Below are 25,793 nucleotides of genomic sequence, written 5' to 3' on the forward strand. Positions count from 1 at the left end.
GGCGAGGGTGAGAACGGACCGATCGGGATGGTTGTGAAACGGGCAGTGGGTGCGAAAGTCGACGGTTGTTCCTCTTGACGCCGGGGCGCGCAGGGGTCACTCTTGTCCTGACGAAGGCACCCCGAAGCGATCGTGGAAGACGATTGCTCGACCGCGACACGCCGTGTTCGACGGCGACGCCGGTTCTTGGCTCGGGTGCTACTTTTGATGCCCCTGTTGCGCCCTGCGCACATTTGGGGTACCTTTGGACGTTGCGCTGGCTGCCTCCTGTCCACCTCTCGATTGCCGTGTCTGCGAAGTGTTACTTCGAAGAGATTGCAGTGGGGATTCGGTCTGGTTGTGACCAGCGAATTCGCCCCACATTGAAGCAAGCAGATACAGCGGCGGTCGCACTGCACGAGCGGCCCGCGTGAGGTGCTGGAAGGACGCATCTTGGCAGTCTCTAGCCAGACCAAGGCAGTTGTCGGAACACCGGGAGCCCCGAGGAGGGTTTCGTTCGCGAACATTCGCGAACCGTTGGAGGTACCCGGTCTCCTCGATGTACAGACGGACTCTTTCGAATGGCTGGTAGGCGCGCAGAGTTGGCGTGACCGTGCCGCCGCGCGCGGGGACAGCAATGTCTCCGGTGGTCTCGAAGACATCCTCACCGAACTTTCTCCGATCGAGGATTTCTCGGGTTCGATGTCTCTTTCCTTCTCCGACCCACGGTTCGACGAGGTCAAGGCCTCGCAGGACGAGTGCAAGGACAAGGACATGACGTACGCGGCTCCGCTGTTCGTCACTGCCGAGTTCATCAACAACAACACCGGCGAGATCAAGAGCCAGACGGTGTTCATGGGTGATTTCCCCATGATGACCGACAAGGGCACCTTCATCATCAACGGAACCGAGCGCGTCGTCGTCTCGCAGCTCGTCCGTTCGCCCGGCGTCTACTTCGATCACTCGATCGACAAGACGACGGAGAAGGACCTGCACAGCGTCAAGGTCATTCCTGGCCGCGGTGCATGGCTCGAGTTCGACGTCGACAAGCGCGACACGGTCGGTGTTCGTATCGACCGCAAGCGTCGCCAGCCCGTCACGGTGCTGCTGAAGGCTCTCGGCTGGTCCACCGAGCAGATCACGGAGCGCTTCGGCTTCTCCGAGATCCTCATGGCGACGCTCGAGAAGGACAACACCGCCGGTACCGACGAGGCTCTCCTCGACATCTACCGCAAGTTGCGTCCGGGCGAGCCGCCCACGAAGGAGTCGGCGCAGACTCTGCTGGAGAACTTGTTCTTCAAGGACAAGCGCTACGACCTCGCTCGCGTGGGCCGCTACAAGATCAACAAGAAGCTGGGCCTGAACTCGGGCCAGCCGATCGTTGCGTCGACCCTCACCGAGGAAGACATCGTCGCCACCATCGAGTACCTGGTGCGTCTGCACGCAGGTGACACCTCGATGACGGCGCCGGACGGCGTCGAGGTTCCCGTCGAGGTCGACGACATCGACCACTTCGGCAACCGTCGTCTCCGTACCGTCGGCGAGCTGATCCAGAACCAGATCCGCGTGGGCCTGTCCCGCATGGAGCGCGTCGTTCGTGAACGTATGACCACTCAGGACGTCGAGGCGATCACGCCGCAGACCCTGATCAACATTCGTCCCGTCGTCGCCGCGATCAAGGAGTTCTTCGGAACCTCCCAGCTGTCGCAGTTCATGGACCAGAACAACCCGCTGTCGGGTCTGACGCACAAGCGTCGTCTGTCGGCCCTCGGCCCCGGTGGTCTCTCGCGAGAGCGCGCAGGCCTCGAGGTTCGTGACGTTCACCCGTCGCACTACGGCCGTATGTGCCCCATCGAGACCCCTGAAGGCCCGAACATCGGCCTGATCGGTTCGCTGTCGGTGTACGCACGGGTCAACCCGTTCGGTTTCATCGAGACGCCGTACCGCAAGGTCGTCGACGGACAGGTCACCGACGAGGTCGACTACCTGACCGCGGACGAAGAGGATCGCCACACGCTCGCGCAGGCCAACTCGCCTGTCGATGCAGGCGGCCACTTCACCGAGGACAAGATTCTGGTCCGTCGTAAGGGTGGAGAGGTCGAGTTCGTCTCGTCCTCGGACATCGACTACATGGACGTGTCGCCTCGTCAGATGGTGTCGGTCGCGACCGCGATGATTCCGTTCCTCGAGCACGACGACGCCAACCGTGCCCTGATGGGCGCGAACATGCAGCGTCAGGCTGTTCCGCTGGTGCGGAGCGAGTCGCCGATCGTCGGAACGGGCATGGAACTGCGTGCTGCCGTCGACGCCGGTGACGTCGTCATCACCGAGAAGACCGGTGTCGTCGAAGAGGTCTCCGCGGACTACGTCACGGTCATGGCCGACGACGGAAGCCGCAAGACCTACCGCATGCGTAAGTTCGCGCGCTCCAACCAGGGCACGTGCGCCAACCAGCGTCCGATCGTGGACGAGGGTCAGCGCGTCGAGTCCGGTCAGGTCCTCGCCGACGGCCCGTGCACCGAGAACGGTGAGATGGCGCTCGGCAAGAACCTGCTGCTCGCGATCATGCCGTGGGAAGGCCACAACTACGAGGACGCGATCATCCTGTCGCAGCGCCTCGTGGAAGAGGACGTCCTCACCTCGATCCACATCGAGGAGCACGAGATCGATGCCCGCGACACCAAGCTCGGTGCCGAGGAGATCACTCGCGACATCCCCAACGTCTCCGACGAGGTCCTCGCCGACCTCGACGAGCGCGGCATCATCCGTATCGGTGCCGAGGTTCGTGACGGTGACGTCCTCGTCGGAAAGGTCACGCCGAAGGGCGAGACCGAGCTGACCCCGGAAGAGCGCCTGCTGCGCGCGATCTTCGGTGAGAAGGCGCGCGAGGTTCGCGACACGTCGCTCAAGGTTCCTCACGGCGAGAGCGGAAAGGTCATCGGCATTCGCGTGTTCTCACGCGAGGACGACGACGATCTGCCTCCCGGCGTCAACGAGCTCGTTCGCGTGTACGTCGCGCAGAAGCGCAAGATCCAGGACGGCGACAAGCTCGCCGGCCGCCACGGAAACAAGGGCGTCATCGGCAAGATCCTCCCGCAGGAGGACATGCCGTTCCTGCCCGACGGCACCCCGATCGACATCATCCTGAACACCCACGGTGTTCCGCGTCGTATGAACATCGGTCAGGTTCTCGAGACGCACCTGGGATGGATCGGGAAGACCGGATGGAACGTCCAGGTCGCCACCGACGGCACGAAGCCCGATTGGGCCGAGCGTCTGCCGGAGGAGATGCTGGCTGCTCCTGCCGACAGCAACATCGCCACCCCGGTGTTCGACGGCGCCAAGGAGCATCAGCTCGCTGGTCTGCTCGAGAGCACCATCCCCAACCGTGACGGCGTACAGATGGTCGGACCGGACGGAAAGGCCACGTTGTTCGACGGTCGTTCCGGCGAGCCGTTCCCGTACCCGGTGTCGGTGGGCTACATGTACATCATCAAGCTGCACCACTTGGTCGACGACAAGATCCACGCTCGTTCGACCGGGCCGTACTCGATGATCACGCAGCAGCCCCTCGGTGGTAAGGCTCAGTTCGGTGGTCAGCGCTTCGGTGAGATGGAGTGCTGGGCAATGCAGGCGTACGGCGCTGCCTACACGCTGCAGGAGCTCCTCACCATCAAGTCGGACGACGTCGTCGGCCGCGTGAAGGTGTACGAGGCCATCGTCAAGGGCGAGAACATCCCGGAGCCCGGTATTCCCGAGTCCTTCAAGGTGCTCCTCAAGGAGCTCCAGTCGCTGTGCCTCAACGTGGAGGTGCTGTCCTCGGACGGCGCAGCCATCACGATGGCCGACGGTGACGACGAGGACCTCGAGCGTGCCGCAGCCAACCTGGGAATCAACCTCTCCCGCAACGAAGCTGCCACCGTCGACGACCTCGCGCAGTAGATTTCTCGGTCCCGTGGGCCTCACCGCACTGCCGACACGCAGCAGGTGGGCCCACGGGGCGATCGACTTGATCTGATTCGCACAGCACAACACCCATCACGGGGAAAGGAAGTTACGTGCTCGACGTCAACTTCTTCGATGAACTCCGCATCGGTCTCGCGACCGCGGAGGACATCCGCAATTGGTCCTACGGCGAGGTCAAGAAGCCGGAGACCATCAACTACCGCACGCTCAAGCCCGAGAAGGACGGCCTCTTCTGCGAGAAGATCTTCGGCCCCACCCGGGACTGGGAGTGCTACTGCGGCAAGTACAAGCGCGTCCGCTTCAAGGGCATCATCTGTGAGCGCTGCGGCGTCGAGGTCACTCGCGCCAAGGTGCGTCGTGAGCGCATGGGCCACATCGAACTGGCCGCTCCGGTCACCCACATCTGGTACTTCAAGGGTGTTCCGTCACGCCTCGGTTACCTGCTCGACCTGGCACCGAAGGATCTCGAGAAGATCATCTACTTCGCTGCCTACGTCATCACCACGGTCGACGACGAGCTCCGCCACAACGAGCTCTCGACGCTCGAGGCCGAGATGGAGGTCGAGAAGAAGGCTGTCGCCGATCAGCGTGACGCCGACCTCGAGGCACGCGCTCAGAAGCTCGAAGCCGACATCGCCGAGCTCGAGGCGGAGGGCGCCAAGTCCGACGTCCGTCGCAAGGTCAAGGACGGCGGCGAGCGCGAGATGCGTCAGCTCCGTGACCGCGCGCAGCGTGAGCTGGATCGTCTCGAGGAGATCTGGAACACCTTCACCAAGCTGGCTCCGAAGCAGCTGATCGTCGACGAGCTCATCTACCGCGAGCTCATCGACCGGTACGGCGAGTACTTCACCGGTGCCATGGGTGCCGAGTCGATCCAGAAGCTCATGCAGAACTTCGACGTCGACGCCGAGGCCGAGAACCTGCGCGAGACCATCCGCAGCGGCAAGGGCCAGAAGAAGTTGCGCGCTCTGAAGCGTCTGAAGGTCGTCGCCGCGTTCCAGGCCGGCCGCAACTCGCCGATGGGCATGGTTCTCGACGCCGTCCCGGTCATCCCGCCGGAGCTTCGTCCGATGGTGCAGCTCGACGGTGGACGTTTCGCGACGTCCGACCTCAACGACCTGTACCGCCGTGTCATCAACCGCAACAACCGACTCAAGCGACTGATCGACCTCGGTGCTCCCGAGATCATCGTCAACAACGAGAAGCGGATGCTGCAGGAGTCGGTCGACGCCCTGTTCGACAACGGCCGTCGTGGACGTCCGGTCACCGGACCGGGTAACCGTCCGCTGAAGTCGCTGTCCGATCTGCTCAAGGGCAAGCAGGGTCGTTTCCGCCAGAACCTCCTCGGTAAGCGTGTCGACTACTCGGGCCGTTCGGTCATCGTCGTCGGCCCGCAGCTGAAGCTGCACCAGTGTGGTCTGCCGAAGCTCATGGCTCTCGAGCTGTTCAAGCCGTTCGTGATGAAGCGTCTGGTGGATCTCAACCACGCGCAGAACATCAAGTCGGCCAAGCGCATGGTCGAGCGTCAGCGTCCGCAGGTGTGGGACGTTCTCGAAGAGGTCATCGGCGAGCACCCCGTGCTGCTGAACCGTGCACCTACCCTGCACCGGTTGGGCATCCAGGCGTTCGAGCCGCAGCTCGTCGAGGGCAAGGCCATCCAGCTCCACCCGCTCGTGTGTGAGGCGTTCAACGCCGACTTCGACGGTGACCAGATGGCTGTCCACCTTCCGCTGTCGGCCGAGGCTCAGGCCGAGGCACGCATCCTGATGCTGTCCTCGAACAACATCCTCTCGCCGGCCTCGGGCCGTCCGCTCGCCATGCCGCGTCTGGACATGGTGACGGGTCTGTACCACCTCACGCGTCTCGACGCGGGTGCCGTGGGCGAGCGCGTCGATGCCAAGACCGACGAGCCGGAGTTCGGTGCGTACTCGTCGCCTGCCGAGGCTCAGATGGCAGTGGACCGTGGCGCTCTTCGGGTGCAGTCGCAGATCAAGGTTCGTCTGACGAACCAGCGTCCGCCGCTGGACCTCGAGGCCGAGCTGTTCCCGAACGGCTGGAACCGCGGCGATGCATGGACCGCGGAAACCACTCTGGGACGCGTCATCTTCAACGAGCTGCTCCCGGCGGACTACCCGTTCGTCAACGAGCAGATGCCGAAGAAGCGTCAGTCGACCATCATCAACGATCTCGCCGAGCGTTACCCGATGATCGTCGTCGCACAGACTGTCGACAAGCTGAAGGACGCAGGCTTCTACTGGGCCACGCGTTCGGGTGTCACCATCTCGATCTCCGACGTCCTCGTGCCGCCGGAGAAGCCGCAGATCATGGAGACCTTCGAGGCTCAGGCCGATCAGATCGAGAAGAAGTACCAGCGTGGCGCACTCGACAAGGTCGAGCGCAACTCTGCGTTGGTCAAGATCTGGCAGGACGCGACCGAGCAGGTCGGTAAGGCCATGGAGGCGCACTTCCCCGACGACAACCCCATCCCGATGATCGTGAAGTCCGGCGCAGCCGGAAACATGACTCAGGTGCGGTCGCTCGCCGGCATGAAGGGTCTGGTGACCAACCCGAAGGGTGAGTTCATCCCGCGTCCGATCAAGTCTTCCTTCAAGGAAGGCCTGACGGTCCTCGAGTACTTCATCAACACGCACGGTGCTCGTAAGGGTCTGGCCGACACGGCGCTTCGTACCGCCGACTCGGGTTACCTGACGCGTCGTCTCGTCGACGTGTCGCAGGACGTCATCGTTCGCGAGGTCGACTGTGGCACCGAGCGCGGAATCGTCACGACCATCGCCGAGAAGCTCGCCGACGGCACGATGATCCGCGACGCACACGTGGAGACCAGCACACGTGCTCGCACGCTGGCCACGGATGCGGTCGACGAGAACGGCAACATCATCGTCGCTCGTGGACACGACGTCGGCGATCCTGCCATCGATGCTCTGATCGAGGCCGGCATCACCGAGGTCAAGGTCCGTTCGGTGCTCACCTGCACCACCGGCACCGGCGTCTGCGCTACCTGCTACGGCCGTTCGATGGCCACCGGCAAGCTCGTCGACATCGGTGAGGCCGTCGGTATCGTCGCCGCACAGTCGATCGGTGAGCCCGGTACCCAGCTGACCATGCGTACCTTCCACCAGGGTGGTGTCGCCGGAGATGACATCACCGGTGGTCTGCCTCGTGTGACGGAGCTGTTCGAGGCACGTGTGCCGAAGGGCAAGGCTCCTATCGCGGACGTGTCGGGACGCATCCAGCTCGAGGACGGCGATCGTTTCTACAAGATCACCATCATCCCGGACGACGGCGGCGAAGAGGTTGTCTACGACAAGCTCTCCAAGCGTCAGCGTCTGCGCGTCTTCAAGCACGACGACGGCACCGAGCGCCTTCTGGCGGACGGTGACCACGTCGAGGTCGGCCAGCAGCTCATGGAAGGTGCTGCCGATCCGCACGAGGTGCTGCGCGTGATGGGTCCTCGCCAGGTCCAGATTCACTTGGTGAACGAGGTCCAGGAGGTCTACCGCAGTCAGGGCGTGTCGATCCACGACAAGCACGTCGAGACGATCGTGCGCCAGATGCTCCGTCGCGTGACGATCATCGACTCCGGCTCCACCGAATTCCTGCCCGGTTCTCTGACCGAGCGCAGCGAGTTCGAGGCGTCGAACCGTCGTGTCGTCGCCGAGGGTGGCGAGCCCGCAGCCGGACGTCCGGTTCTGATGGGTATCACCAAGGCGTCGCTGGCCACCGACTCGTGGCTGTCGGCAGCGTCCTTCCAGGAGACCACTCGTGTGCTCACCGATGCGGCTATCAACACCCGCAGCGACAAGCTCATCGGTCTCAAGGAGAACGTCATCATCGGTAAGCTCATCCCGGCTGGTACCGGCATCAACCGGTACCGGAACATTCAGGTGCAGCCCACCGAGGAGGCACGCGCTGCGGCATACGCAGTGCCGTCGTACGACGATCAGTACTACAGCCCGGACGGCTTCGGCCAGAACACCGGCGCCGCAGTGCCGCTCGACGACTACGGTTTCTCCAACGAATACCGCTAGGACTCACAGCAAGAGCCCCGCATCCGATTGGGTGCGGGGCTTTTGCGTGTTCCCAGCCGAGTTCCCAGCCGAGTTCTCAGCCGTGGTGGCAGACGGCTTCGAGATCGATGCCATTGAGATCGCGTACGAACGAACCGTAGTAGGTCGCGTGGTACTCCGGCTGCAACCCGGGAGCCCTGAGTTCGGTGGCACCGGCCGCGAGTGCGGCCACGTGAAACGCGTCGACCGTCGCCCGGTCCGGTGCACTGAAGGCCATGTGTGTGTGCGGACCGATCCGTGAGCCTGGTGCGTCGACGATCCAGAAGAACGGTTTCACCGCGGCCCAACCGAACGCGATCATCGCGAGCTGATCGGGTCCGACCGGCACTCGCATGATCTCGGTGATGCCCAACGGTTCGAGGGCTGCACTGTAGAACTCCGCGCTGGCCGCGAGATCGTGGACGCCGAAGTTCAAGTGGTCGATCTGGGATCCTGTGCGATCGAGTGATGTCATGAGTCCAGAATGCACGGTATTGCGGACACCGACAGTCCGCGTTCATCGAAATGTCGGACGCCCGACAAGTCCAGTTCGTGCCCACGAGAGAGCCTCGGAGGATGGGGCAACGAGACGTGAACATCGGACGGGACATCTCTCTGCGAGGAGGGGCGACGAGGCGACAGTTTCTGACGTGGAGTGCGCTGGTCGGGGCGTTGGCGTTCGCTCCGGAACTGAACCCCGCCACGGCGAGTGCGCAGTCGGGAACGCCCAGCAGCTATCCGTTCCGCCTCGGGGTCGCGTCCGGTGATCCTCTGCCGGATTCGGTGGTGCTGTGGACGAGACTCGCCACGGATCCGTTCGCGCCTGCCGGTGGTATGACGCCGGGTGTGGTGCCGGTGCAGTGGCAGATCGCGGCCGACGAACGCTTCACCCGGGTGACGGCGCAGGGCGTCGAACTCGCGACGGAGTTCGACGGGTGGTCCGTCCACGTGGATGTGCGTGGCCTCGAGCCTGCACGCGAGTACTTCTACCGGTTCCTGGTCGGCCCGCACGCCAGTGCGGTCGGTAGGACGAAGACTGCGCCGGCCGCCGGGCAGCCGCTGAGCAGGCTCGATTTCGGGTGGGCGTCGTGCCAGAAGTGGGAGGACGGGTACTTCGGTGCCTACGCGGATCTGGCGGCGTCGAACCTCGACGTCGTGTTCTTCCTCGGGGATTACATCTACGAGTACGCGGTCAAGGACGAGGGTGCCCGGGCCGGTCGACCGAGGCCGGAGTCCGCGAGCCGAGAAACCATGCAGCTCAGCGACTATCGTGACCGGTACGCGATGTACAAGGCCGACGAGAACTTGGCGGCAGCGCATGCGTCGGCGCCGTTCGTGTCGGCGTTCGACGATCACGAAGTGGACAACAACTGGGCTTCGCAGATCAGTCAGGACGACGACGATCCGGTGCTGTTCCTGAACAGGAGGGCCGATGCGTTCAAGGCATGGTGGGAGAACACTCCGGTGCGTGCCAATCTGAAGCCGCAGGGCCCGGACATGAAGGTCTACCGCCGTCTGAGTTTCGGTGACCTCGTGGACTTCTCGGTGCTGGACACGAGGCAGTACCGCAGCGACCAGGCCAACGGAGACAAGGAACACGCGCAGAACGCGGAGACGGCCGATCCGTCGCGCACCATCACCGGCGCCGAGCAGGAGAAGTGGATTCTCGACGGTTTCGCGTCGCCGTCGAAGTGGAATTTCCTTGCGCACCAAACGGTCATCTCGGATCTAGCACAGGGCTTGGACGGCGATCGCAAGGTCGGAATGGATCCGTGGAGCGGATACGAGGCGTCCCGTCATCGGATTCTCGACGGCGCACGGGAGCGCGGGACGACGAATGTCGCGTCGATCGTCGGCGACATCCATCGCACGATCGTGTCGGAACTCCGGCGGGACTACCAGGATCAGGCGTCTCCGGTGGTGGGTGTCGAGATCGCGACGACGTCGATCGCGTCGGGCAAGGACGGCGCCGACGTGGACACGACGGGTGCGGCGATCGCGAACGGCTCGCCCCACGTGAAGTACGGCAATGCGCGTCGCGGTTACCTGCGGTCGACGCTCACTCCGGGTGAATGGCGTTCGGAGGTAAGGGTTCTCGACGCGGTGTCGACGCCGGGGGCGTCCGTCCGGACGGCGACGACGGTCACCGTTCCGGACGGTCGCCCGGAGATCCAACTGGGTTGAGCGGCACGGGCGGCGGAGCCGCTCTACCGCCCGTCGGCGATGATCCGGGCGATGTTGCGCTCGGCCAACGCCGTGATGGTCAGCGAAGGGTTGGCGGCGCCCGTGCTGCCCGGGATGAGGGCGCCGTCGACGACGTACACGCCGTCGTGTCCCTTGACGCGGCCGTAGGAGTCGGTGACGTCGCCGATGACTGCGCCGCCGAGGGGGTGGGCGGTGAAGGTGTCGTCGACATCGCGGGTGAACGGCTCGGCGGAGACGACGGTGCCGCCTGCTTCGGCCATCCGGTTCTGTACTGCGCGTAGTGCTTCCACGGTGTCTCGGCTGCCGCCCTTGGGCCAGGACAGAGACATCGAGTCGGTGGCCGAGTTGTAACTGAAGTTGGCGCGCAGCGGGTCGATCGTCATCCCGAGGGATCCGATGAACCCGAGATCCCACGGGACTCCGGGCACGTACCAGTTCTCGACGGTCAGGGGTAGGCCGGAATCGTCGACGATGCGTGACGCGCACGGCGCGGCCTGGGGGACTCCGGCCGCGGGGCCGAGAGATCGGGTCATGGAGGCGTCGCCGTTGGTCCCCCACCCGCGTCCGACGAATTCGTTGAGGTTGCCCAGTGCGCCGGTGGCCTGTGCGCGCAGCAACAGTTCGGTGGTGCCGATGGATCCGGCGCCGAGTACCAGCTTGTCGCATGTCAGGGTGCGCGTTTCGAGTACGTTGCCCTCGGGATCGACTCGGCGTACCTCGACGCGGTATCGGCCACCGGATTCGGTGCCGATGGACGCGACCTCGTGGCTGTGAGCGACGAGTGCATTGCCGGTGGCTTCGGCCTGCGGGATGTAGTTCTGGGTGAGGTCGTGCTTGGCGCCGTTGGAGTTGCCGAACGTGCTGGCGCCGACGGTTGCCGACGGGCGGGATCGGCCGGCGATCTCGTCGCGGACGACGTTCCAGTTCCAGTTGCCGTCGACGGCCTCGGGAGTGAAGCCTGCTCGTCGGGCATGGTCGTCCCATGTGCGCGAGTGCGCGAAGTTGGGACTGCCCAGGATGTCGGCAGGGATCGGCGACGGCAGCAGCATCGACCGGGCTTTCGGGTACCAGGTGCCTGCCATCTCGTCGTAGGACAGGCGTCCACCGAAGGACATGTCGAAGAATCGGCGATCCGGTGCGATGGTGACGCCGGTGTAGACGACGGAACCTCCGCCGACTGCGGCGGCGCGCCAGACCGACAGGTTCTCGAAGCGAGTGGTGTCGAGGACACCACCGAAGTGATCGACGGGCCCGACGGGTAGTCCGGTGATGTTGGTGAACGAGCTCTGACGCCACAGGCCGCGTCCGTCGGCGGTCATGTCGGAGGTGAAGATGTCCCGCCACGGGTCTCGCGGCCACCGCAGGCCACGTTCGAGGACGGTGACCTTGGTGCCGGACTGGGCGAGGCGCAGCGCCGCAGCACTGGCGCCGAAGCCGGATCCGATCACGATGACGGGGGAGTGGTCCGGTGGGCGAGGGGGGTCGGCGAAGAGTTCGGGAACGAGGCCACGGATGGACCCGACCCCGATGGGAATGGCACCGGCTCGACCTGCCGAGGCGAGCGGCGGTACTGCCAATCCGGCGATTCCAGCTGCCGCCAGTTGCAGCAGTTGACGTCGCTTCACGTGTGTAGCCCCCTGCAGTTCTTGAACCCTGTTCGTCCCGACCACCGGCCATTGTTCCTCATTCGGACACCGAAAAGCGACCGGATGTCCGTGACCTTGGGATATTTCCAGATCGGCCGTGCCGGGGGCCTCAATACTGTGGCAGCTGCTGGACGGCCCACTTGTTTCCGTCGGGGTCCGCGAAGAACACGAACTTGCCCCAGCCCATGTCGACGACGGGGTCGATGTCGAGTCCGGCGTCGATGAGGTGTGCTCGAGCTTCCTCCGCGTCGGCGACGACCACCTGGAGTCCTTCGACGCTGCCGGGGGCGGCGTCGGTGATGCCGCGTCCGACGGCGATGGAGCAGGCGGATCCCGGGGGAGTCAGCTGCACGAACCTGATGTCCTCGGTGGGACTCGAGTCGTGATCGGCGTTGAATCCGATCTTCACGTAGAAGTCCTTCGCGCGGTCGACGTCGGAGACGGGAATGATGACGAGTTCGAGTTTGATGTCCATGCCGATCATTCTGAACCCGATCGCGGACAGAAACGGTCCTCTTCGGTGACTGAAATCCCGTACGAAATATGCCCGACGCGATACTGGTTGGTGTGAGTGTGCGCGTCTCCGTTCTCGATCGTTCTCGAACCCGTCTGGGGTCGCCGGACGCTGCTGCGCTGACGGCGACGATCGAACGTGCTGTCCACGCGGAGCAGCTCGGCTTCCACCGATTCTGGGTCGCCGAGCACCACGGTGTCCCCGGTATCGCGAGCGGAGCTCCTCCGGTGTTGCTCGCGGCGATCGGAGCCAGGACGTCGACCATTCGACTCGGGTCGGGCGGGGTGATGTTGCCCAACCATCAGCCGTTCGTCGTGGCCGAGCAGTTCGCCGTGCTCGAAGCGTTGTATCCGGGTCGTGTCGACGCCGGGGTCGGGCGGTCGTTGGGATTCACCGGTCCCGTGCGCGAGGCCCTTCGTACGAGCGCTGCGGATACGTTCGAGGACGATCTGGGCGAGCTACGGCGATATCTCGACGGGTCGGGTCCGGTGACGGTACGGCCGGCGACCGCGTCGCCTCCGGTGTTCGTGCTCGCGACGGGGCAGGGGTTGGCGATCGCGGCTCGCGCGGGGTTACCGGTGGTGGTGGGTGGACCGATACTGAAGGGCGACGCGTCGGCGATCGAGGTGTACCGACGTCGCTTCCGGCCGACCGAGTCCAATCCCGAACCGTCAGTGGTTGTTTCGCTGGACATCACCATCGCCGACAGTGCCGAGCGGGCGCGTGAACTGGTGCTGCCCGAGGCATGGGCCATGGCGCAGTCCCGGCGGACCGGAGAATTCCCACCGTTGATGTCGCCGTCGGACATCGATGTGGATTCGGCGCCGCCACGGACGCGAGAGCGCGTCGAGCGGTCCATCGCGTCAGGTGTCCACGGAACTCCGGACGAGGTTGCGTCCCAGCTGGACAAGCTGATCGACCGGACGGGCGCCGACGAGATCCTCGCGTCGACGTCGACGTACGACAGGGATGCACTGTGGCAGGCCGACGCGGCGCTGATCCACCTGGTGCGTTCGCTGTCCCGCTAGGTCTTTCTGTGCTGCGGCGGCGCACAGCCGATGCGCGCTACTGTGGAGAACACGGCATAACGGACTCGCCTCGGACGTCCGCGACACAGGGAGGTTCCCCATGGCTGGCAAGAAGATCGATCGCGTTCATGCGCAGACGGCACTCGAGACGGTTCGCGAGAACCCGGGCATCGCCCTGATCGCCGCAGCTCCGGCGCTCATGGTGTTTGCCGTGGTGTGGTGGCTGGCAGGCTTCGGCACTGCGCTGCTGTTGCTGATCGCTCTCGGCGTCGTCGGGTTCGTGGCCGCCAAGCTCAAGAGCTGACGCGCGCTAGCGGGGTACGTGGTAGCGGGTCAGTAGCCCGGTGCCACGTCCGATCTCGGCCCACGACGTGTCGAATGTCAGAACGGCGATCGCCGACGTCGGGAACTTCCTGCCGATCTCGATGGCGGCTTCCGAACCATCGGCTTCGGCCAATTCCAGTGCAGTGAACGGTATTCCAGGCGCATGCCCGACGACGAGGAGTGTGTGCACCGCGTCGTCGGTCAGCGCGATCTCGTCGATGATCTCGTCCGGTGATGCGCCGTAGATACGCTCCTCGAAGGTCACGGGGGCCTCGATTGCCGTCGCGACGAGGGTCTCGCGGGTGCGGGTGGCCGTCGAGCACAGAACTGCGTCGACCGTGCCGACGTCCGAGACGATCCACTGACCACCGAGCGCCGCTTCACGCTGTCCACGCTCGGCGAGCGGGCGATCGTGGTCGGGAACACCGTCGGGGTAGCCGGACTTGCCGTGTCGCATCAGGACGAGGGTGCGCGTCATGGATACCACCGTATCGGGACACACGCAGTGAAGCGGACCTGCTACCTTGAACGCCGTTCAAGTTTGCATCACGAGGAGTGGTCATGTCAGGTTCCGAAGGCGTACAGGAGTCACCGGTGGCGGGTTCGAGGTTTCACGTCTCCGCGAGAGACATGGCGCAGGTCGCCGTGTTCGCCGCGCTCATCGCAGCTCTCGGACTCGCCGGGGCCATCACGGTCGGCTTCAGTGGTGTTCCGATCACGCTGCAGACCCTCGGTGTCATCCTGGCGGGCGCCGTTCTCGGACCACGCAAAGGCGTCATCGCGGTCGCGGTGTTCATCGCGTTGACCCTGATCGGGCTGCCGCTGCTCTCGGGCGGCCGTACCGGGCTCACCGCGCTGGCGGGGCCGAGCGCCGGCTACCTCGTCGGCTGGATCCCTGCCGTCTTCGTGATCGGGTTGCTGACCGTACGGATCCTGCCGAAGTACCCCGTCGTGCTCGGACTGCTCGCCAACGCGATCGGCGGCATCGTCGTGGTCTACATCTTCGGAACCATCGGTTTGCTGCTGCGCACGGACCTGAGTGTGTGGGCCGCGGTCTCCACCAACTTCGCCTTCGTTCCCGGCGACCTCGTCAAGGTCGTCATCGCCACCGTCGTCGCGAAGAGTGTTCACCGGGCGTACCCGGGCATCGTCCACACGTGAAGTTGCCGCATTCCGCGGACGCTCTTGCGATCGACTGGGCAGGCACCCGGCTGACCTACGCGCAGTTCGACGCCGCGGTCGAAGCCTGGCCCGCACCTCCGCTTCACGAACACTCGGCACACGACGCGTCGGAACTCGCTGTTCCCGATGCGTTGATCTGCGTGTTCGCGGCAGCCAGGCAGGGCCGAGCGGTGCACGTCGAGGACCCTGCAGCCAGGCCCGATCGACAGTCCGTGCCTGCGGACGCCTGGTTGCTGATCGGCACGTCCGGGTCGACGGGTAGGCCTCGGCCGCTTGCTCGCACCGTGCGGTCCTGGACGGACAGCTTCGACGAGTTCACATCCGTCACCGGAATCGTCGAGTCCGACCGGGTGCTCGTCACCGGTCCGTTGCACGCGACCATGCACTTGTTCGCCGCCGTCCACGCCCTGTGGGTCGGTGCGTGCGTCACCGACGATCCGCGTGGCGCGACGGTCGCTCACGCAGTGCCCGCGGTCCTCCGAACTCTCGTCGAGACCGCCCCGGAACTGCGCCTCGCAGTCGTAGCAGGCACGACTTTCGATTCCGGGGCAGCCGAGGGCTGGAGTGGAGCCGGCAGGAACGACCGATTCGATCGACGACATCTCCGTGTGGTCGAGTACTACGGGGCGGCCGAACTGTCGCTCGTCGCTACCCGCGTGGTCCCGGAGCCGCTGCGGTTGCTTCCAGGTGTGGACGCGGAGATCCGCGACGGCCTGCTGTACGTCAGGTCGCCGTACCGCGTTCTCGGTGCCGACGAATGGGTCGGCGTCGGGGACCTGGCCGATCTCGGGTCGGACGGCGAACTCGTCGTTCACGGCCGAGGGGACGCCGCCGTCGACGTCGGTGGCACGACGGTCATCGCCGAGGACGTCGAAAGACTGCTCGACGCGATCGACGGAGTGCGCGCGTCGGCGGTCGTCGGGACACCACATACGGTCCTCGGGGCGACGGTGACTGCCGTCCTCGAACTGGACGACCCGGTCGTCCTCGATTCCGTCAAGGCCCGTGCTCGCGCCGCACTCCAGAAGGAAGCAGTCCCGAGGCGATGGGTTGTCGTCGACCGTCTACCTCGCACCGGCAGCGGAAAGATCGCCCGCGCCCGAGTGAGAGACTCGTTGCCATGAGTCGGTCTGCGTACAAGGCTGCTGCGCCGGTCCTCGTTGCCCCACGTCGAACACCGATCGGCAACGCCGGCCACGGATTCTCCCGGCTGACCACGACGGATCTCGCGGCACCGGTCCTCACCGCCGTGCTCGATACGCTGCGCGACGCCGGGGCACCGGACCAGGTGGACGACGTCGTCCTCGGCAACTGCCTCGGCCCCGGCGGCGACCCGGCGCGAATCGCATCCCTGGCCGCCGGGCTCGGCGTCGACGTGCCCGGCGTGACCGTGGACCGGCAGTGCGGTTCCGGCCTCGACGCGGTCGCACTCGCCGCCGCCCGAATCCGCAGCGGCGAGGACGACCTGATCCTGGCCGGCGGCGTCGAATCCGCCAGCACCGCACCGTGGAGACTCTGGCCGGAGACGCGCGAGCGCTACACCCGTGCCCCGTTTGCTCCTCCCGGTTTCCCCGACCCCGACATGGGAGTCGCGGCGGACGATCTCGCCAGGATTCGAGGGATCAGCCGAGAACGTCAGGACGCCTATGCGGCACGTTCGCATGCGCTGGCCGCGCAGACGGAGTTCTCGTCCGAGATCGTTCCGATAGCAGGCGTCGACCGCGATCAACGAATTCGATCGAACATGACCGAGGCCAGGTTGAGCCGACTCCGTCCGGCATTCACGCCGGACGGCACCGCGACCGCGGGCAACTCGTGCGGAATCTCCGACGGCGCAGCCGTTCTCGCCGTGGCGACGCAGGCGGGTGCACACGGCTTACCAGCGCTGCGTGTTCTCGGATCCGCGGTGGCGGGGTCGGATCCGTCGCTGCCCGGTCTCGGCCCGGTTCCCGCCATCGAGAAAGTGTTGCGCCGTAGCGGAGTTGCGCTGTCCGATGTCGGGGTCGTCGAGATCACCGAGGCGTTCGCATCCGTCGTACTCGCAGTCGCCGACGAACTGGACATCGACGAGGATCTGCTGTGCCCGCAGGGCGGTGCCATTGCGATGGGGCACCCGTGGGGTGCGTCGGGCGCAATCCTGCTCGTGCGGTTGGCGACTCGGATGTTCGCGTCGGACGGGCCGGAACTGGGATTGGCCGCGTGCGCCATCGGCGGCGGCCAGGGAGTAGCAATGATCGTGGAGCGTGTGCAATGAGCGAGATCGTGTTCGAGCAGGTTCGTCACGCCTTCGGTGAGCGAGAAGTGTTGCGGGGCGTCGATCTCACCATCACCGAGCGCCGTGTGGGCATCATCGGGTCCAACGGATCCGGCAAGTCGACGCTGGCGCGGACGATCAACGGGTTGCTCGCGCCGACGTCCGGGACAGTGACCGTCGACGGCATCGACGCAGCGAAGAAGGGCGCCCAGGTCCGTAAGAAGGTGGGGTTCGTCTTCACCGACCCGGACACGCAGATCGTCATGCCCACGGTCGCGGAGGATCTCGCGTTCTCGCTCCGCAGATCGGGACTGAGCAAGCCCGAGATCGCCGAGCGAGTCCAGGACATACTGACGAGGTTCCGCCTCGACGGACACGCCGAGCACCCCGCGCATCTACTGTCCGGCGGTCAGAAACAGCTCCTGGCAATCGGAGCCGTCCTGATCCGCAGGCCGGAGGTCGTCGTCGCCGACGAGCCGACCACTCTGCTCGATCTCCGCAACGCCCGAGTCGTCGCCGACGCGTTGGACTCCATCGATCAGCAGGTCATCGTCGTCACTCACCAGCTCGCTCTTCTCGAGTCGTTCGAGCGCGTCATCGTCGTCGACGACGGTGTTGTTGCGTTCGACGGCACCCCCGACGCGGCGGTTCCGGCATATCGGGAGTTGGTCCTGTGATCGGGCTGTACCGGCCGGGGAACTCTCTGCTGCATCGGTTGCCTGCGGGTACCAAGCTGCTGCTCCTGCTGGCGTCGATCATCCTCGCCACGATCTTCGCGCGCACCCCCGTGGACGTCGGGGTGATCGCACTCGTCGTGGCCGGGTTGTTCGGCGTGGCACGTATTCCGCTGAAACTTGCTACGGCGCAGCTACGTCCCGTGCTGTGGATGGTGCTGATCATCGGTGTCTTCCAGGTGATCATCACCGACTGGAAACGCGCGGTGGTGGTGTGCGGAGTGCTCGTGATCTCCGTTGCCCTCGCCGCACTCGTCACGTTGACGACCCGAGTGACGGACATGCTGGACACCGTCACTCGCGCGCTCGGGCCACTTCGGCGGTTCGGTGTCGACCCCGACCGCATCGGTCTGATGCTCGCCCTCGCCATCAGGTGCATCCCGGTGCTGGCCACCATCGTGCACGAGGTGTCCGAGGCGCGCAAAGCGCGCGGATTGCAGTGGTCCATGACTGCACTCGCCACGCCCGTCCTGGTTCGCGCACTCCGCACCGCCGACGCGATGGGCGATGCCCTCGTCGCTCGTGGCGTCGACGATTAGCGGGGCGATCAGCGCGTGAGCCCGCTACTCACCGACCGCATCGCCGGTCACGCACGCGAGAATCCCGAGGCGATCGCCGTCGTCGACCGTCGGGAATCGGTGACGTACGGCGATTTCTGGGAACGGGTCCGCCGCACCGGTGCCGGGATGAACGGCATGCGACGCGTCGCGGTTCTTCCGACGTCGGACGTCGGCTCGCTCGTCGCGGTGACCGCGGCGATGGCGTCGGGAATCGGTGTGGTGTTGTTGCACAGGCACTTGCTGCCCGGTCAGTTCGGCAGGGTCGTCGAGCTCGCCGCCCCGGACGTGGTGATCGCTGCGCAGCAACAGCATCGACGGGTGGCATCGCTCGGCTGGCCCGACCCGGTCGTCGGTCTGGACGGGCGGGGGCCGCACGGGAGTCCCACCGAGGGCGGTGAACTCCTGGTCGGGATCACGTCGGGAAGCACCGGTGAGCCCAAGCTCTTCGTACGGAACCAGCGTTCGTGGGCCAGGACGCTGGACCGCAGCGACGCCGTGTTCGACGTTCGGCGGGGAGATCGCGTGTCGACGCCGGGGGTGCTGGACCACACGCATTTCCTGTACGGCGCGCTGCACGGGCTGACACGGGGTGCGGCCGTCGACGTCCGGCCCGTGGTCGACGCACTGAACAGTGGCGCGACGCATCTCTATTCGGTGCCGACGATCGCGTGGGACGTCGTGCGCGCCGATGTCGGCCCGGTAGGGAGTGTGCGTGAAGTGCTCTCCAGTGCGGCCCGCTGGCCGGAGTCGGGGCGTCGAACACTGCAGAACGTGCTGCCGAACGCGTCGCTCGTTCACTTCTACGGCGCCTCGGAGCTGAGCTTCGTGTCCTACGATCGCGGCGTGAATCCCGGTGCGGGCACACTGTTCGACGGTGTCGAGGCGCGGATCGTCGACGGTGTCGTTCACGTGCGCAGTGACATGGTGTTCGACGGGTACCTGACCGACGGGGGACTCGCAGGCGGACCGGTCGACGGCTGGATGACGGTGGGAGACAGAGGAAGTGTGGACGGGTCGTCGCTGACTCTGTTCGGTCGTGATTCCGAGACGCTGATCCGGGGAGGGCTCAATGTCGAGCTCGCGCCGATCGAGCATGCAGCCCTGAGCATCTCCGGTGTTCTCGAAGCGGGAGTCGTTGCGATTCCCGACGCACGATTCGGTGAGGTACCCGCGCTCGCACTCGTCGTGAGCGCGGGCGCACCGCCCGTCGAGCGCATCCGTCGGTCGTTGCGTGAGGCCCTGCCCGCCCCCAGTGTGCCGACGCGGATCCTCGTGGTGCCCGCCCTGCCCCGCACACCGCGCGGCAAGCTGGACCGTCAGGCCCTCGGGGCGACCTTCGCGACGGAGCGCACCGCATCGTCGACGACGAACCACACGGTGAGCGCGCCGCCCTCGAAGCGGTGACGAATGGTCACGTGGTCGCCCGCCAGAATGGGGGAGAGATACTCGATGACGGCCCGGTGCGGGGCGTGCAACAGATCGGCGTGATCGACCAACAGTTCCTCGACGGCGTGCCAGTACGCGGCGTTGTTGACGTGGTTGAACGGGTCGATGTCGGTGGCGCGCAAGGGAAACTGCACGTCGGTGTGCGCGGGTGACGGCACCGGCTCGGTCAGCCAGGCCTTCCACCGCAACCGATGCTCGTCGGTGGTGCGTGCCAGCAGGGCCAAGGCCTCGTCGCTGATCCGGGTGGGCATACCGGTACTGGCACTGATGTTGATCCAGAATCCCTCGGTCTCGATGGACGCGCCCTTGTCGGTGGTGATGTTCACGCGCATGTTCGACCACCTCGTCGACATCGACGAGCACCACCGTCTCATGTGCACTCGGTCCGGGAACTCGACCGGGGTGTGCACGTCGATGACCGTGCGCCGCACGATCCAGAACGGGTCCGTGACGCCGAGCGAGGTGGCATCGAGATTGTCCGACCCGATGTCCTGCAGGTAGCGGGCCATACCGTCGAACCGCAGGCGGTTGTTCGGGTCGACGTCTCCGGTGCGGACGGTCCAGTTGGTCTCGAAGCCCTCGCCGTCGGCCGGCGCCGGAGCAAGAGGGTCGTCGAAGCCGACAGGTTCGGGGCTCCGCTGCGTTGCGCTGGTTCCGTCGGTCATGGTGAACGAACCTACCCGGCCGAGCGTGTCACAGGACCCGGCGCGCCTTCATTCCGTCGAACACCGGCCCGATCTTGACGACGTCGCCGAAGGTGGGCGCGTGCACCATCTGCCCGTTGCCGACGTAAATTGCGACGTGCCCGGGACCACCCGCCTGCCAGTTGCCGAACAGCAGGTCGCCGGGCTGAGCCAGCCCGAGCGGGATTTCGGTGCCGACGTTCCACTGCGTCTCCGACGTCCGCGGGAGGGTCACCTTGCCGCCGGACGCCTTGAAGATGGCGTAGGACGTCAGACCGGAGCAGTCGAACCCGCCGCCCGACGGTCCGTTGATGTTGCCGCCGCCCCACACGTACGGCAGGCCGAGATAGTTCATGGCGGACCGTACGGCGTTCGCGCCTGCACCGGCAATGTCCAGGGCGGAGAACGGGTTCAGTATCGCGGAGAACTGCATTTCCGTCGCCCGGATCTTCGCGACGTACGGCTTCGTCTGGTTCTCGTAATCCGGTGTACCGGAGGGCATCCCGCCGGAACGAAGGACTGCGCCCGCACCCGCGTTGTACCCGGCGATGGTCAAGTCGAGGGTGTCACCACTGACCCTGCCCTCGGACTTCCACTGCGAGACCTGACTGTGGATGTCGCACAACATGTTTCCCGACGCCATCACCGAATCCGCGATTCCGTTGATGTCGGCCACACCGTCACCGTCGGCGTCCTTGCCGTAGGTCGCCCACGTTCCCGGCATGAACTGCCCGGGGCCACGTGCCCCACTCGAGGACACCGGGGCCGTCGGACCGTGCCGGAACCCGTTCTCCGCGGCGTACAGCGCGGCAATGACGGGTGCCCCCACGCCGTCGCAGATGGCCCCGGCCTTCATGAGCCAGGGAACGAACGCGGTGATCGCACCGATAGGCGACGCGGACACTCCGGTGAACGTGGCGGGTACCCCGGGGAACAGCGCACGCCGAAGTGCCTCGGCGGCGGGCATGAACGCAGTCTGGGACACCAGATCGCCCAGTGAATACGTCGACGTACCGAACTGCAGGGCGCCGCTCGCGCTCGGTATCAGGGCTCCGAGCGATGTGATGGGCGAGCTCGTCACCGAGGCGACGGGCACCTGCGCCAGAGGCGGTGTGGGCGGTGCGTCCGTCGCGGCGCCCGCGTCCGCCGGTTCGGTCTCCTCGGTCTTTTCGGTGTCCGGCTCGTCCGGAAGCATCGGGTCGGCCGCGGATTCGATCGCGGCCGCGGCATCGTCGAGCATGGCGGAGGCGTCGTCGCGCTGATCGTCGGGAAGGGCCCCGAGAAGGTCGTCGAGTTGCTGTTGCAGACCGGGTGCGGCGTTCTCCGCGGATTCGGCGACGCCCGCAGCTCCGTCCTGGATCGGTGGGGGAAGGTCGGTCCCTGCTGCCGCCCCCGCTGCGGACACGATGACGGCCACGATGACTGCGATCGGATCGCCTGCCATGTAACAACTCCTGGTGCTGTGCGTCTCTCCCCAAAATGCTTCCATGCCCACTCATCCCCGCGTGAGGTGGCTCACATCATCATGCCCTGCGACGGCGCTCCGTGGTTCGGAATGCGCGGACGCAACCTACGCGTCGCATCTTCCATTGCGGCATCGGTGCGTAGGTTGGCGGTGCGTAGGTTGGCGGTGCGGACGAGAGGAGACACGAATGGACAAGCGAGTGGTGTCACCCGTGAGCGTGTGGGATCCCGGCGCTCAGTTGTTGTCTCAGTGTGTTGCGGTGGAGAACGCGTCGACGACGCTGTATCTGTCGGGCCAGACGGCGATCACGGCGGACGGTCAGTTCGCGGGAATCGGGGATGTCGAGGCGCAGATTCGTCTGGCGTTCGAGAACATTCGCCTGATCGTCGATGCAGCCGGTGGAGCCTTGGAGAACGTGGTCAAGCTGACCGTGTACTTCGTCGACATGGCACACCTCGACACCTACACCGCGGTTCTCGGTGAGTTGTTTCCCGAGACCAGGCCCGCTCAGACCGTCGTCGAAATCGTTCGGCTTGCGATGCCGGAGTTGCTGATCGAGATCGACGCCGTCGCGGCCCTTTAGACGAGCGTCGACCAGTAGTCCGAGAACCTGATGCCGACGAGGGCGATCACCACGGCGTACCAGAGCGCGAGGATCGTCCAACGCCATTCGAGCAGCAGCCTCGGGACGGTGCCTGCGCGCTCGCGGTCGACGAGTTGGGACAGCGTGACGACGAATATCGGCATCGTGACTGCCCAGACGACCATGCAGTAGGGGCACAGTGCGCCGATCTCGTAGAGGCTCTGGTCGATCAACCAGTGGATGAACACCTCGCCGAGCAGGGTGCCCAGCGACAGTCCGAGCCAGTACCAGTGCGGTAGTGCGACCTTCGCGAGGGTCAGGATTCCGGTGACGAGTACCACCGTGAAGGCGACGATCCCGATGATGGGATTGGGAAACCCGAACAGTGCGGCCTGATCGGTGGTCATCACCGAACCGCACGACAACACCGGATTCAAGCTGCACGACGGCACGTAGGACGAATCCTCGAGCAGTTTGAATCGTTCGATCGTCAGGGTCAGTGCCGCGAGGAGTCCGAGTACGCCGCCGACCGTGAGGACCCAGGCGGTGACCTTGCTGGTGGGCACTGCTCTACTGTGCCGCGGTGATCGCGGCCCGCAGGTTGTCCGGCGTCGGGACGTCGACGACGGTGCCGTTGACCGAGACGGTCGGGGTCCCGGTGACGCCGGAGTCGATGACGTTCTGCGTCTGGCTGGCGACGTAATCGGTGTAGGTGCCGTCGGTGATGCAGCTGCCGACGTCGACCTGAAGTGTCCGGGCGATTCCGTTCAGGTCGTCGTCGCTGAGGCCTGCGCCGCCCTCGGCGGGCTGCTGCTCGAACATGGCCTTGTGCCATGCAGGCCACTTGGAGATGTCGGCCTGCGCGACGCACATGCCCGCATTGGCTGCGCGCGTCGAGTAGTTCGTCGACGACATTCGGTCCAGGATTGCGATCGGCTTGTAGTCGACGGCAATGGTGTTGTCGGCCACGAGCTCGGAGAGGGTGTCGCCGGAGATCGCCTCGAACTGCTTGCAGGCTGGGCACTGGAAATCCTCGACGGCGGTGACGACGACGGAGGCATTCGGGTCACCGATGCGGATCGCACCGTCCTCGGTGACGACCGACGGCGTGGCAGCCGGGGTTGCGGTGGTGTCGTCGGAATTCTTCGACGCGATGTTGAAGCCGATGACGGCGATCAGCGCCACGAGAACGACGGCGACGCCGACCTGGATCAGGGTGCGGCGCTGTTTGTCCTTCTTGCCCTGCAGTGCCGCCGCAGCTGCCTGTGCCTTCTTCTTGCTGTTGTTGCTCGCCCTGTCTTTGCTCACCGATATCCCTCGTTCAGCCGAAATGCTCGACCCAGCATATGCAGGTGAACCTGAGGACTAGGTGAGAGAGACGAGCCGTTCGATGGCGAATCCGTAGCCCGCAATTCCGAGTCCGGCGATGACCCCGGATGCGATGGGGGAGACGAACGAGTGGTGACGGAACTCTTCTCGCGCGTGAACGTTGCTGATGTGGACCTCGATGATCGGTACTTCCGGGATCACCAGAGCGTCGCGGAGGGCGACGGAAGTGTGGGTGAGGCCACCGGGGTTGATGACGATTCCCGACACGCGCCCCCGTGCTTCGTGGATCCAGTCGATCAGGTGGCCCTCGTGGTTGGACTGCTCGGCTCGGACGGTTCGTCCGTGCGCGGCGGCGGTCTTCTCGCACAGTGCGACGACGTCGGCAATCGTCTCGTGGCCGTACACCTCTGGCTGACGCGTTCCGAGCATGTTCAGGTTCGGTCCGTTCAACACCAGGATGGGGTCGGCCATGGGCTTGCTCACTTTCGTCTTCGTCGCGTCCTGTCGGATTCGATCCTTGCACAGGGCACCGGGCAGAATGTGGGCAGTGAGAAGCGTGTGGGTGGTCTGGGGTGTCGGTGTCTTCGCATACATCGTCGCCGTGCTGCACCGCACCGCCTTCGGTGTCGCAGGGCTCGACGCCGCCGACAGGTTCGTGATCAGTCCGTCACTGCTGTCGTCGTTCGTCGTTCTTCAGGTCGTCGTCTACGCGGCGATGCAGATACCCGCTGGTGTGGTGCTGGATCGCGTCGGGTCTCGGAAGATGATCGCACTCGGCGCGCTGCTGATGACCGTCGCGCAACTGGTACTGGCATTCACCGATTCGCTTCCCCTGGCTGTGACGGCGCGTGCGTTCGTCGGAGTCGGGGATGCTCTGACGTTCATCTCGGTGTTGCGTCTGGTCCCGCAGTGGTTCCCGCCGAGGCAGGTTCCCATCGTGTCCCAGCTGACGGGTCTGCTCGGCCAGATGGGACAGATCCTGTCCGCGGTGCCGTTCCTCGTACTGCTCAACGGTCCGGGGTGGACGGTCGCGTTCGGCAGCGCTGCGTCGCTGGGACTCGTCGCCTTGGTCCTGACGCTCGCCCTGGTTCGTGATTCACCTCCCGGCACCGAGATCACCGAGAAGGCGACGTCGGTGCGTGAGACGTTCGCGACCATCGCGCAGGTGTGGAAGCGCCCCGGGACGCGGCTCGGGTTCTTCTCCCACACCGGTACGCAGTTCTCGATCACCGTGTTCGCGTTGTTGTGGGGTATCCCGTACCTGACGTCGGCGCAGGGGTTGTCGTCGTCGACGGCCGGCGCGCTGCTGTCGATCTCGGTGGTGGCAGCAGTGTTCTCCGGCGTCGGGCTCGGCATCCTCACCGGGCGGTATCCGATGCGACGGTCGTGGATGGTGCTCGCCATCATGATCAGCAATGCGGCGATGTGGGCAGTCGTGCTGGCACTTCCCGGTCCTGCTCCGCTGTGGCTGCTGGTCGTCCTGGTGGTCGTGATCTCCGTCGGCGGACCCGGTTCGGTCATCGGATTCGACTACGCACGTACCTTCAATCCGAGCGCCAACCTCGGCACCGCGCAGGGCATGGTCAACATCGGCGGATTCACCGCGTCGCTTCTGGTCATCGCATCGATCGGATGGATCCTCGACGCGTTCGGTGGCTACACGTTCGAGGGCTTCCGGGTCGCGTTCCTCGTCCAGTACCCGGTGTGGATCGTCGCGATCACCGGCGTCGTGCTGACCCGTCGCAAGACCCGCAGGCAGCTCGCCGACGAGGGTATCTACCCGCACACGATGCGCGAAATCCTCCAGCGCTTCCGGGACCGCTGAGCC

The 25,793-nt window shown here is 65.4% G+C and carries 22 protein-coding genes; 13 read left to right on the forward strand and 9 right to left on the reverse strand.

Annotation, left to right across the window (positions count from 1 at the left end; genetic code table 11):
• Positions 1–414: 414 nt before the first annotated feature.
• Together rpoB and CH289_RS13445 are read left to right on the forward strand one after the other, a co-directional pair.
• Positions 415–3,921, forward strand: coding sequence for a DNA-directed RNA polymerase subunit beta (gene rpoB, locus CH289_RS13440; protein ID WP_019665536.1), 3,507 nt, complete (start codon positions 415–417; stop codon positions 3,919–3,921).
• 116 nt (positions 3,922–4,037) lie between these two features.
• Positions 4,038–7,994: a DNA-directed RNA polymerase subunit beta' gene (locus CH289_RS13445; protein ID WP_019665535.1), complete on the forward strand. Its 3,957-nt coding sequence runs from the start codon at positions 4,038–4,040 to the stop codon at positions 7,992–7,994.
• 76 nt (positions 7,995–8,070) lie between these two features.
• On the opposite strand, the gene CH289_RS13450 is transcribed toward CH289_RS13445, so the two are convergent.
• A complete protein-coding gene (locus CH289_RS13450; RefSeq protein WP_019665534.1) occupies positions 8,071–8,487 on the reverse strand; it encodes a VOC family protein in 417 nt (138 codons plus the stop codon).
• A 101-nt stretch (positions 8,488–8,588) separates the two neighbouring features.
• Here CH289_RS13450 and CH289_RS13455 point away from each other — a divergent pair, with 101 nt between their 5' ends.
• Complete coding sequence (locus CH289_RS13455) at positions 8,589–10,196, forward strand: alkaline phosphatase D family protein (protein ID WP_020112667.1); 1,608 nt, start codon at positions 8,589–8,591, stop codon at positions 10,194–10,196.
• A gap of 23 nt (positions 10,197–10,219) precedes the next feature.
• On the opposite strand, the gene CH289_RS13460 is transcribed toward CH289_RS13455, so the two are convergent.
• Positions 10,220–11,842 carry a GMC oxidoreductase gene (locus tag CH289_RS13460; RefSeq protein ID WP_019665532.1) on the reverse strand — a complete coding sequence of 541 codons (1,623 nt, stop codon included), beginning with the start codon at positions 11,840–11,842 and terminating at the stop codon, positions 10,220–10,222.
• Positions 11,843–11,972: 130 nt separating this feature from the next.
• Positions 11,973–12,338, reverse strand: a complete 366-nt coding sequence (locus tag CH289_RS13465) for a VOC family protein (RefSeq protein ID WP_026347865.1) — start codon at positions 12,336–12,338, stop codon at positions 11,973–11,975.
• A gap of 98 nt (positions 12,339–12,436) precedes the next feature.
• On the opposite strand from CH289_RS13465, the gene CH289_RS13470 reads away from it, so the two are divergent.
• Positions 12,437–13,405 (forward strand): MsnO8 family LLM class oxidoreductase, encoded by a 969-nt coding sequence (locus tag CH289_RS13470; RefSeq protein ID WP_026347864.1) that lies wholly within the window; start codon positions 12,437–12,439, stop codon positions 13,403–13,405.
• 100 nt (positions 13,406–13,505) lie between these two features.
• Positions 13,506–13,709 (forward strand): hypothetical protein, encoded by a 204-nt coding sequence (locus CH289_RS13475; protein WP_019665529.1) that lies wholly within the window; start codon positions 13,506–13,508, stop codon positions 13,707–13,709.
• A 6-nt stretch (positions 13,710–13,715) separates the two neighbouring features.
• Here CH289_RS13475 and CH289_RS13480 read toward each other — a convergent pair whose 3' ends face one another.
• Positions 13,716–14,207: a SixA phosphatase family protein gene (locus tag CH289_RS13480; protein WP_019665528.1), complete on the reverse strand. Its 492-nt coding sequence runs from the start codon at positions 14,205–14,207 to the stop codon at positions 13,716–13,718.
• A 152-nt stretch (positions 14,208–14,359) separates the two neighbouring features.
• Here CH289_RS13480 and CH289_RS13485 point away from each other — a divergent pair, with 152 nt between their 5' ends.
• From CH289_RS13485 to CH289_RS13510, 6 genes are read left to right on the forward strand one after another with little or no spacing between them, the layout of a single operon-like run.
• On the forward strand, positions 14,360–14,890 hold the full coding sequence (locus CH289_RS13485) for a biotin transporter BioY (protein ID WP_019665527.1): 531 nt from the start codon (positions 14,360–14,362) through the stop codon (positions 14,888–14,890).
• A complete protein-coding gene (locus CH289_RS13490; RefSeq protein ID WP_019665526.1) occupies positions 14,887–16,035 on the forward strand; it encodes an AMP-binding protein in 1,149 nt (382 codons plus the stop codon). The genes CH289_RS13485 and CH289_RS13490 overlap by 4 nt, the downstream gene beginning before the upstream one ends.
• On the forward strand, positions 16,032–17,165 hold the full coding sequence (locus CH289_RS13495) for a thiolase family protein (protein WP_019665525.1): 1,134 nt from the start codon (positions 16,032–16,034) through the stop codon (positions 17,163–17,165). Before CH289_RS13490 ends, CH289_RS13495 begins: the two co-directional genes overlap by 4 nt.
• A complete protein-coding gene (locus tag CH289_RS13500; RefSeq protein WP_019665524.1) occupies positions 17,162–17,842 on the forward strand; it encodes an energy-coupling factor ABC transporter ATP-binding protein in 681 nt (226 codons plus the stop codon). The genes CH289_RS13495 and CH289_RS13500 overlap by 4 nt, the downstream gene beginning before the upstream one ends.
• A complete protein-coding gene (locus tag CH289_RS13505) occupies positions 17,839–18,438 on the forward strand; it encodes an energy-coupling factor transporter transmembrane component T family protein (protein WP_019665523.1) in 600 nt (199 codons plus the stop codon). Before CH289_RS13500 ends, CH289_RS13505 begins: the two co-directional genes overlap by 4 nt.
• 15 nt (positions 18,439–18,453) lie before the next feature.
• The gene (locus CH289_RS13510; protein WP_019665522.1) at positions 18,454–19,863 is read left to right on the forward strand and encodes an AMP-binding protein; all 1,410 of its coding nucleotides are present in this window, start codon (positions 18,454–18,456) and stop codon (positions 19,861–19,863) included.
• Here the strand turns inward: CH289_RS13510 and CH289_RS13515 are convergent.
• The gene (locus tag CH289_RS13515; RefSeq protein ID WP_019665521.1) at positions 19,776–20,570 is read right to left on the reverse strand and encodes an acyl-[acyl-carrier-protein] thioesterase; all 795 of its coding nucleotides are present in this window, start codon (positions 20,568–20,570) and stop codon (positions 19,776–19,778) included. The two genes, CH289_RS13510 and CH289_RS13515, sit on opposite strands and share 88 nt — an antisense overlap.
• 28 nt (positions 20,571–20,598) lie before the next feature.
• On the reverse strand, positions 20,599–22,032 hold the full coding sequence (locus CH289_RS13520; protein WP_020112666.1) for a C40 family peptidase: 1,434 nt from the start codon (positions 22,030–22,032) through the stop codon (positions 20,599–20,601).
• Between the two features lie 208 nt (positions 22,033–22,240).
• Between CH289_RS13520 and CH289_RS13525 the strand changes: the two genes are divergently transcribed.
• A complete protein-coding gene (locus tag CH289_RS13525) occupies positions 22,241–22,636 on the forward strand; it encodes a RidA family protein (protein WP_019665519.1) in 396 nt (131 codons plus the stop codon).
• Here CH289_RS13525 and CH289_RS13530 read toward each other — a convergent pair.
• From CH289_RS13530 to aroQ, 3 genes are read right to left on the reverse strand one after another with little or no spacing between them, the layout of a single operon-like run.
• Positions 22,633–23,202: a vitamin K epoxide reductase family protein gene (locus CH289_RS13530; protein WP_019665518.1), complete on the reverse strand. Its 570-nt coding sequence runs from the start codon at positions 23,200–23,202 to the stop codon at positions 22,633–22,635. The genes CH289_RS13525 and CH289_RS13530 overlap by 4 nt on opposite strands.
• A 4-nt stretch (positions 23,203–23,206) precedes the next feature.
• Positions 23,207–23,944, reverse strand: a complete 738-nt coding sequence (locus CH289_RS13535) for a DsbA family protein (RefSeq protein ID WP_019665517.1) — start codon at positions 23,942–23,944, stop codon at positions 23,207–23,209.
• A 57-nt stretch (positions 23,945–24,001) separates the two neighbouring features.
• On the reverse strand, positions 24,002–24,436 hold the full coding sequence (gene aroQ / locus CH289_RS13540) for a type II 3-dehydroquinate dehydratase (protein ID WP_170947486.1): 435 nt from the start codon (positions 24,434–24,436) through the stop codon (positions 24,002–24,004).
• A 67-nt stretch (positions 24,437–24,503) separates the two neighbouring features.
• Here aroQ and CH289_RS13545 point away from each other — a divergent pair, with 67 nt between their 5' ends.
• Positions 24,504–25,790 carry an MFS transporter gene (locus tag CH289_RS13545; RefSeq protein WP_020112665.1) on the forward strand — a complete coding sequence of 429 codons (1,287 nt, stop codon included), beginning with the start codon at positions 24,504–24,506 and terminating at the stop codon, positions 25,788–25,790.
• The last annotated feature ends 3 nt before the right edge of the window (positions 25,791–25,793 follow it).

Source organism: Rhodococcus sp. RS1C4 (assembly GCF_002258225.1).
Lineage (GTDB): Bacteria > Actinomycetota > Actinomycetes > Mycobacteriales > Mycobacteriaceae > Rhodococcoides > Rhodococcoides fascians_E.

Bases quoted from the DNA above. Each gene is read 5' to 3' on its own strand.
- CH289_RS13515 (WP_019665521.1), bottom strand. From the start codon at position 20,570: ATGACCGACGGAACCAGCGCAACGCAGCGGAGCCCCGAACCTGTCGGC.
- CH289_RS13465 (WP_026347865.1), bottom strand. From the start codon at position 12,338: ATGGACATCAAACTCGAACTCGTCATCATTCCCGTCTCCGACGTCGAC.
- CH289_RS13545 (WP_020112665.1), top strand. From the start codon at position 24,504: ATGTGGGCAGTGAGAAGCGTGTGGGTGGTCTGGGGTGTCGGTGTCTTC.
- aroQ (WP_170947486.1), bottom strand. From the start codon at position 24,436: ATGGCCGACCCCATCCTGGTGTTGAACGGACCGAACCTGAACATGCTC.
- CH289_RS13450 (WP_019665534.1), bottom strand. From the start codon at position 8,487: ATGACATCACTCGATCGCACAGGATCCCAGATCGACCACTTGAACTTC.
- CH289_RS13480 (WP_019665528.1), bottom strand. From the start codon at position 14,207: ATGACGCGCACCCTCGTCCTGATGCGACACGGCAAGTCCGGCTACCCC.
- CH289_RS13520 (WP_020112666.1), bottom strand. From the start codon at position 22,032: ATGGCAGGCGATCCGATCGCAGTCATCGTGGCCGTCATCGTGTCCGCA.
- CH289_RS13525 (WP_019665519.1), top strand. From the start codon at position 22,241: ATGGACAAGCGAGTGGTGTCACCCGTGAGCGTGTGGGATCCCGGCGCT.
- CH289_RS13475 (WP_019665529.1), top strand. From the start codon at position 13,506: ATGGCTGGCAAGAAGATCGATCGCGTTCATGCGCAGACGGCACTCGAG.
- CH289_RS13500 (WP_019665524.1), top strand. From the start codon at position 17,162: ATGAGCGAGATCGTGTTCGAGCAGGTTCGTCACGCCTTCGGTGAGCGA.
- CH289_RS13495 (WP_019665525.1), top strand. From the start codon at position 16,032: ATGAGTCGGTCTGCGTACAAGGCTGCTGCGCCGGTCCTCGTTGCCCCA.
- CH289_RS13455 (WP_020112667.1), top strand. From the start codon at position 8,589: ATGGGGCAACGAGACGTGAACATCGGACGGGACATCTCTCTGCGAGGA.
- CH289_RS13485 (WP_019665527.1), top strand. From the start codon at position 14,360: ATGGCGCAGGTCGCCGTGTTCGCCGCGCTCATCGCAGCTCTCGGACTC.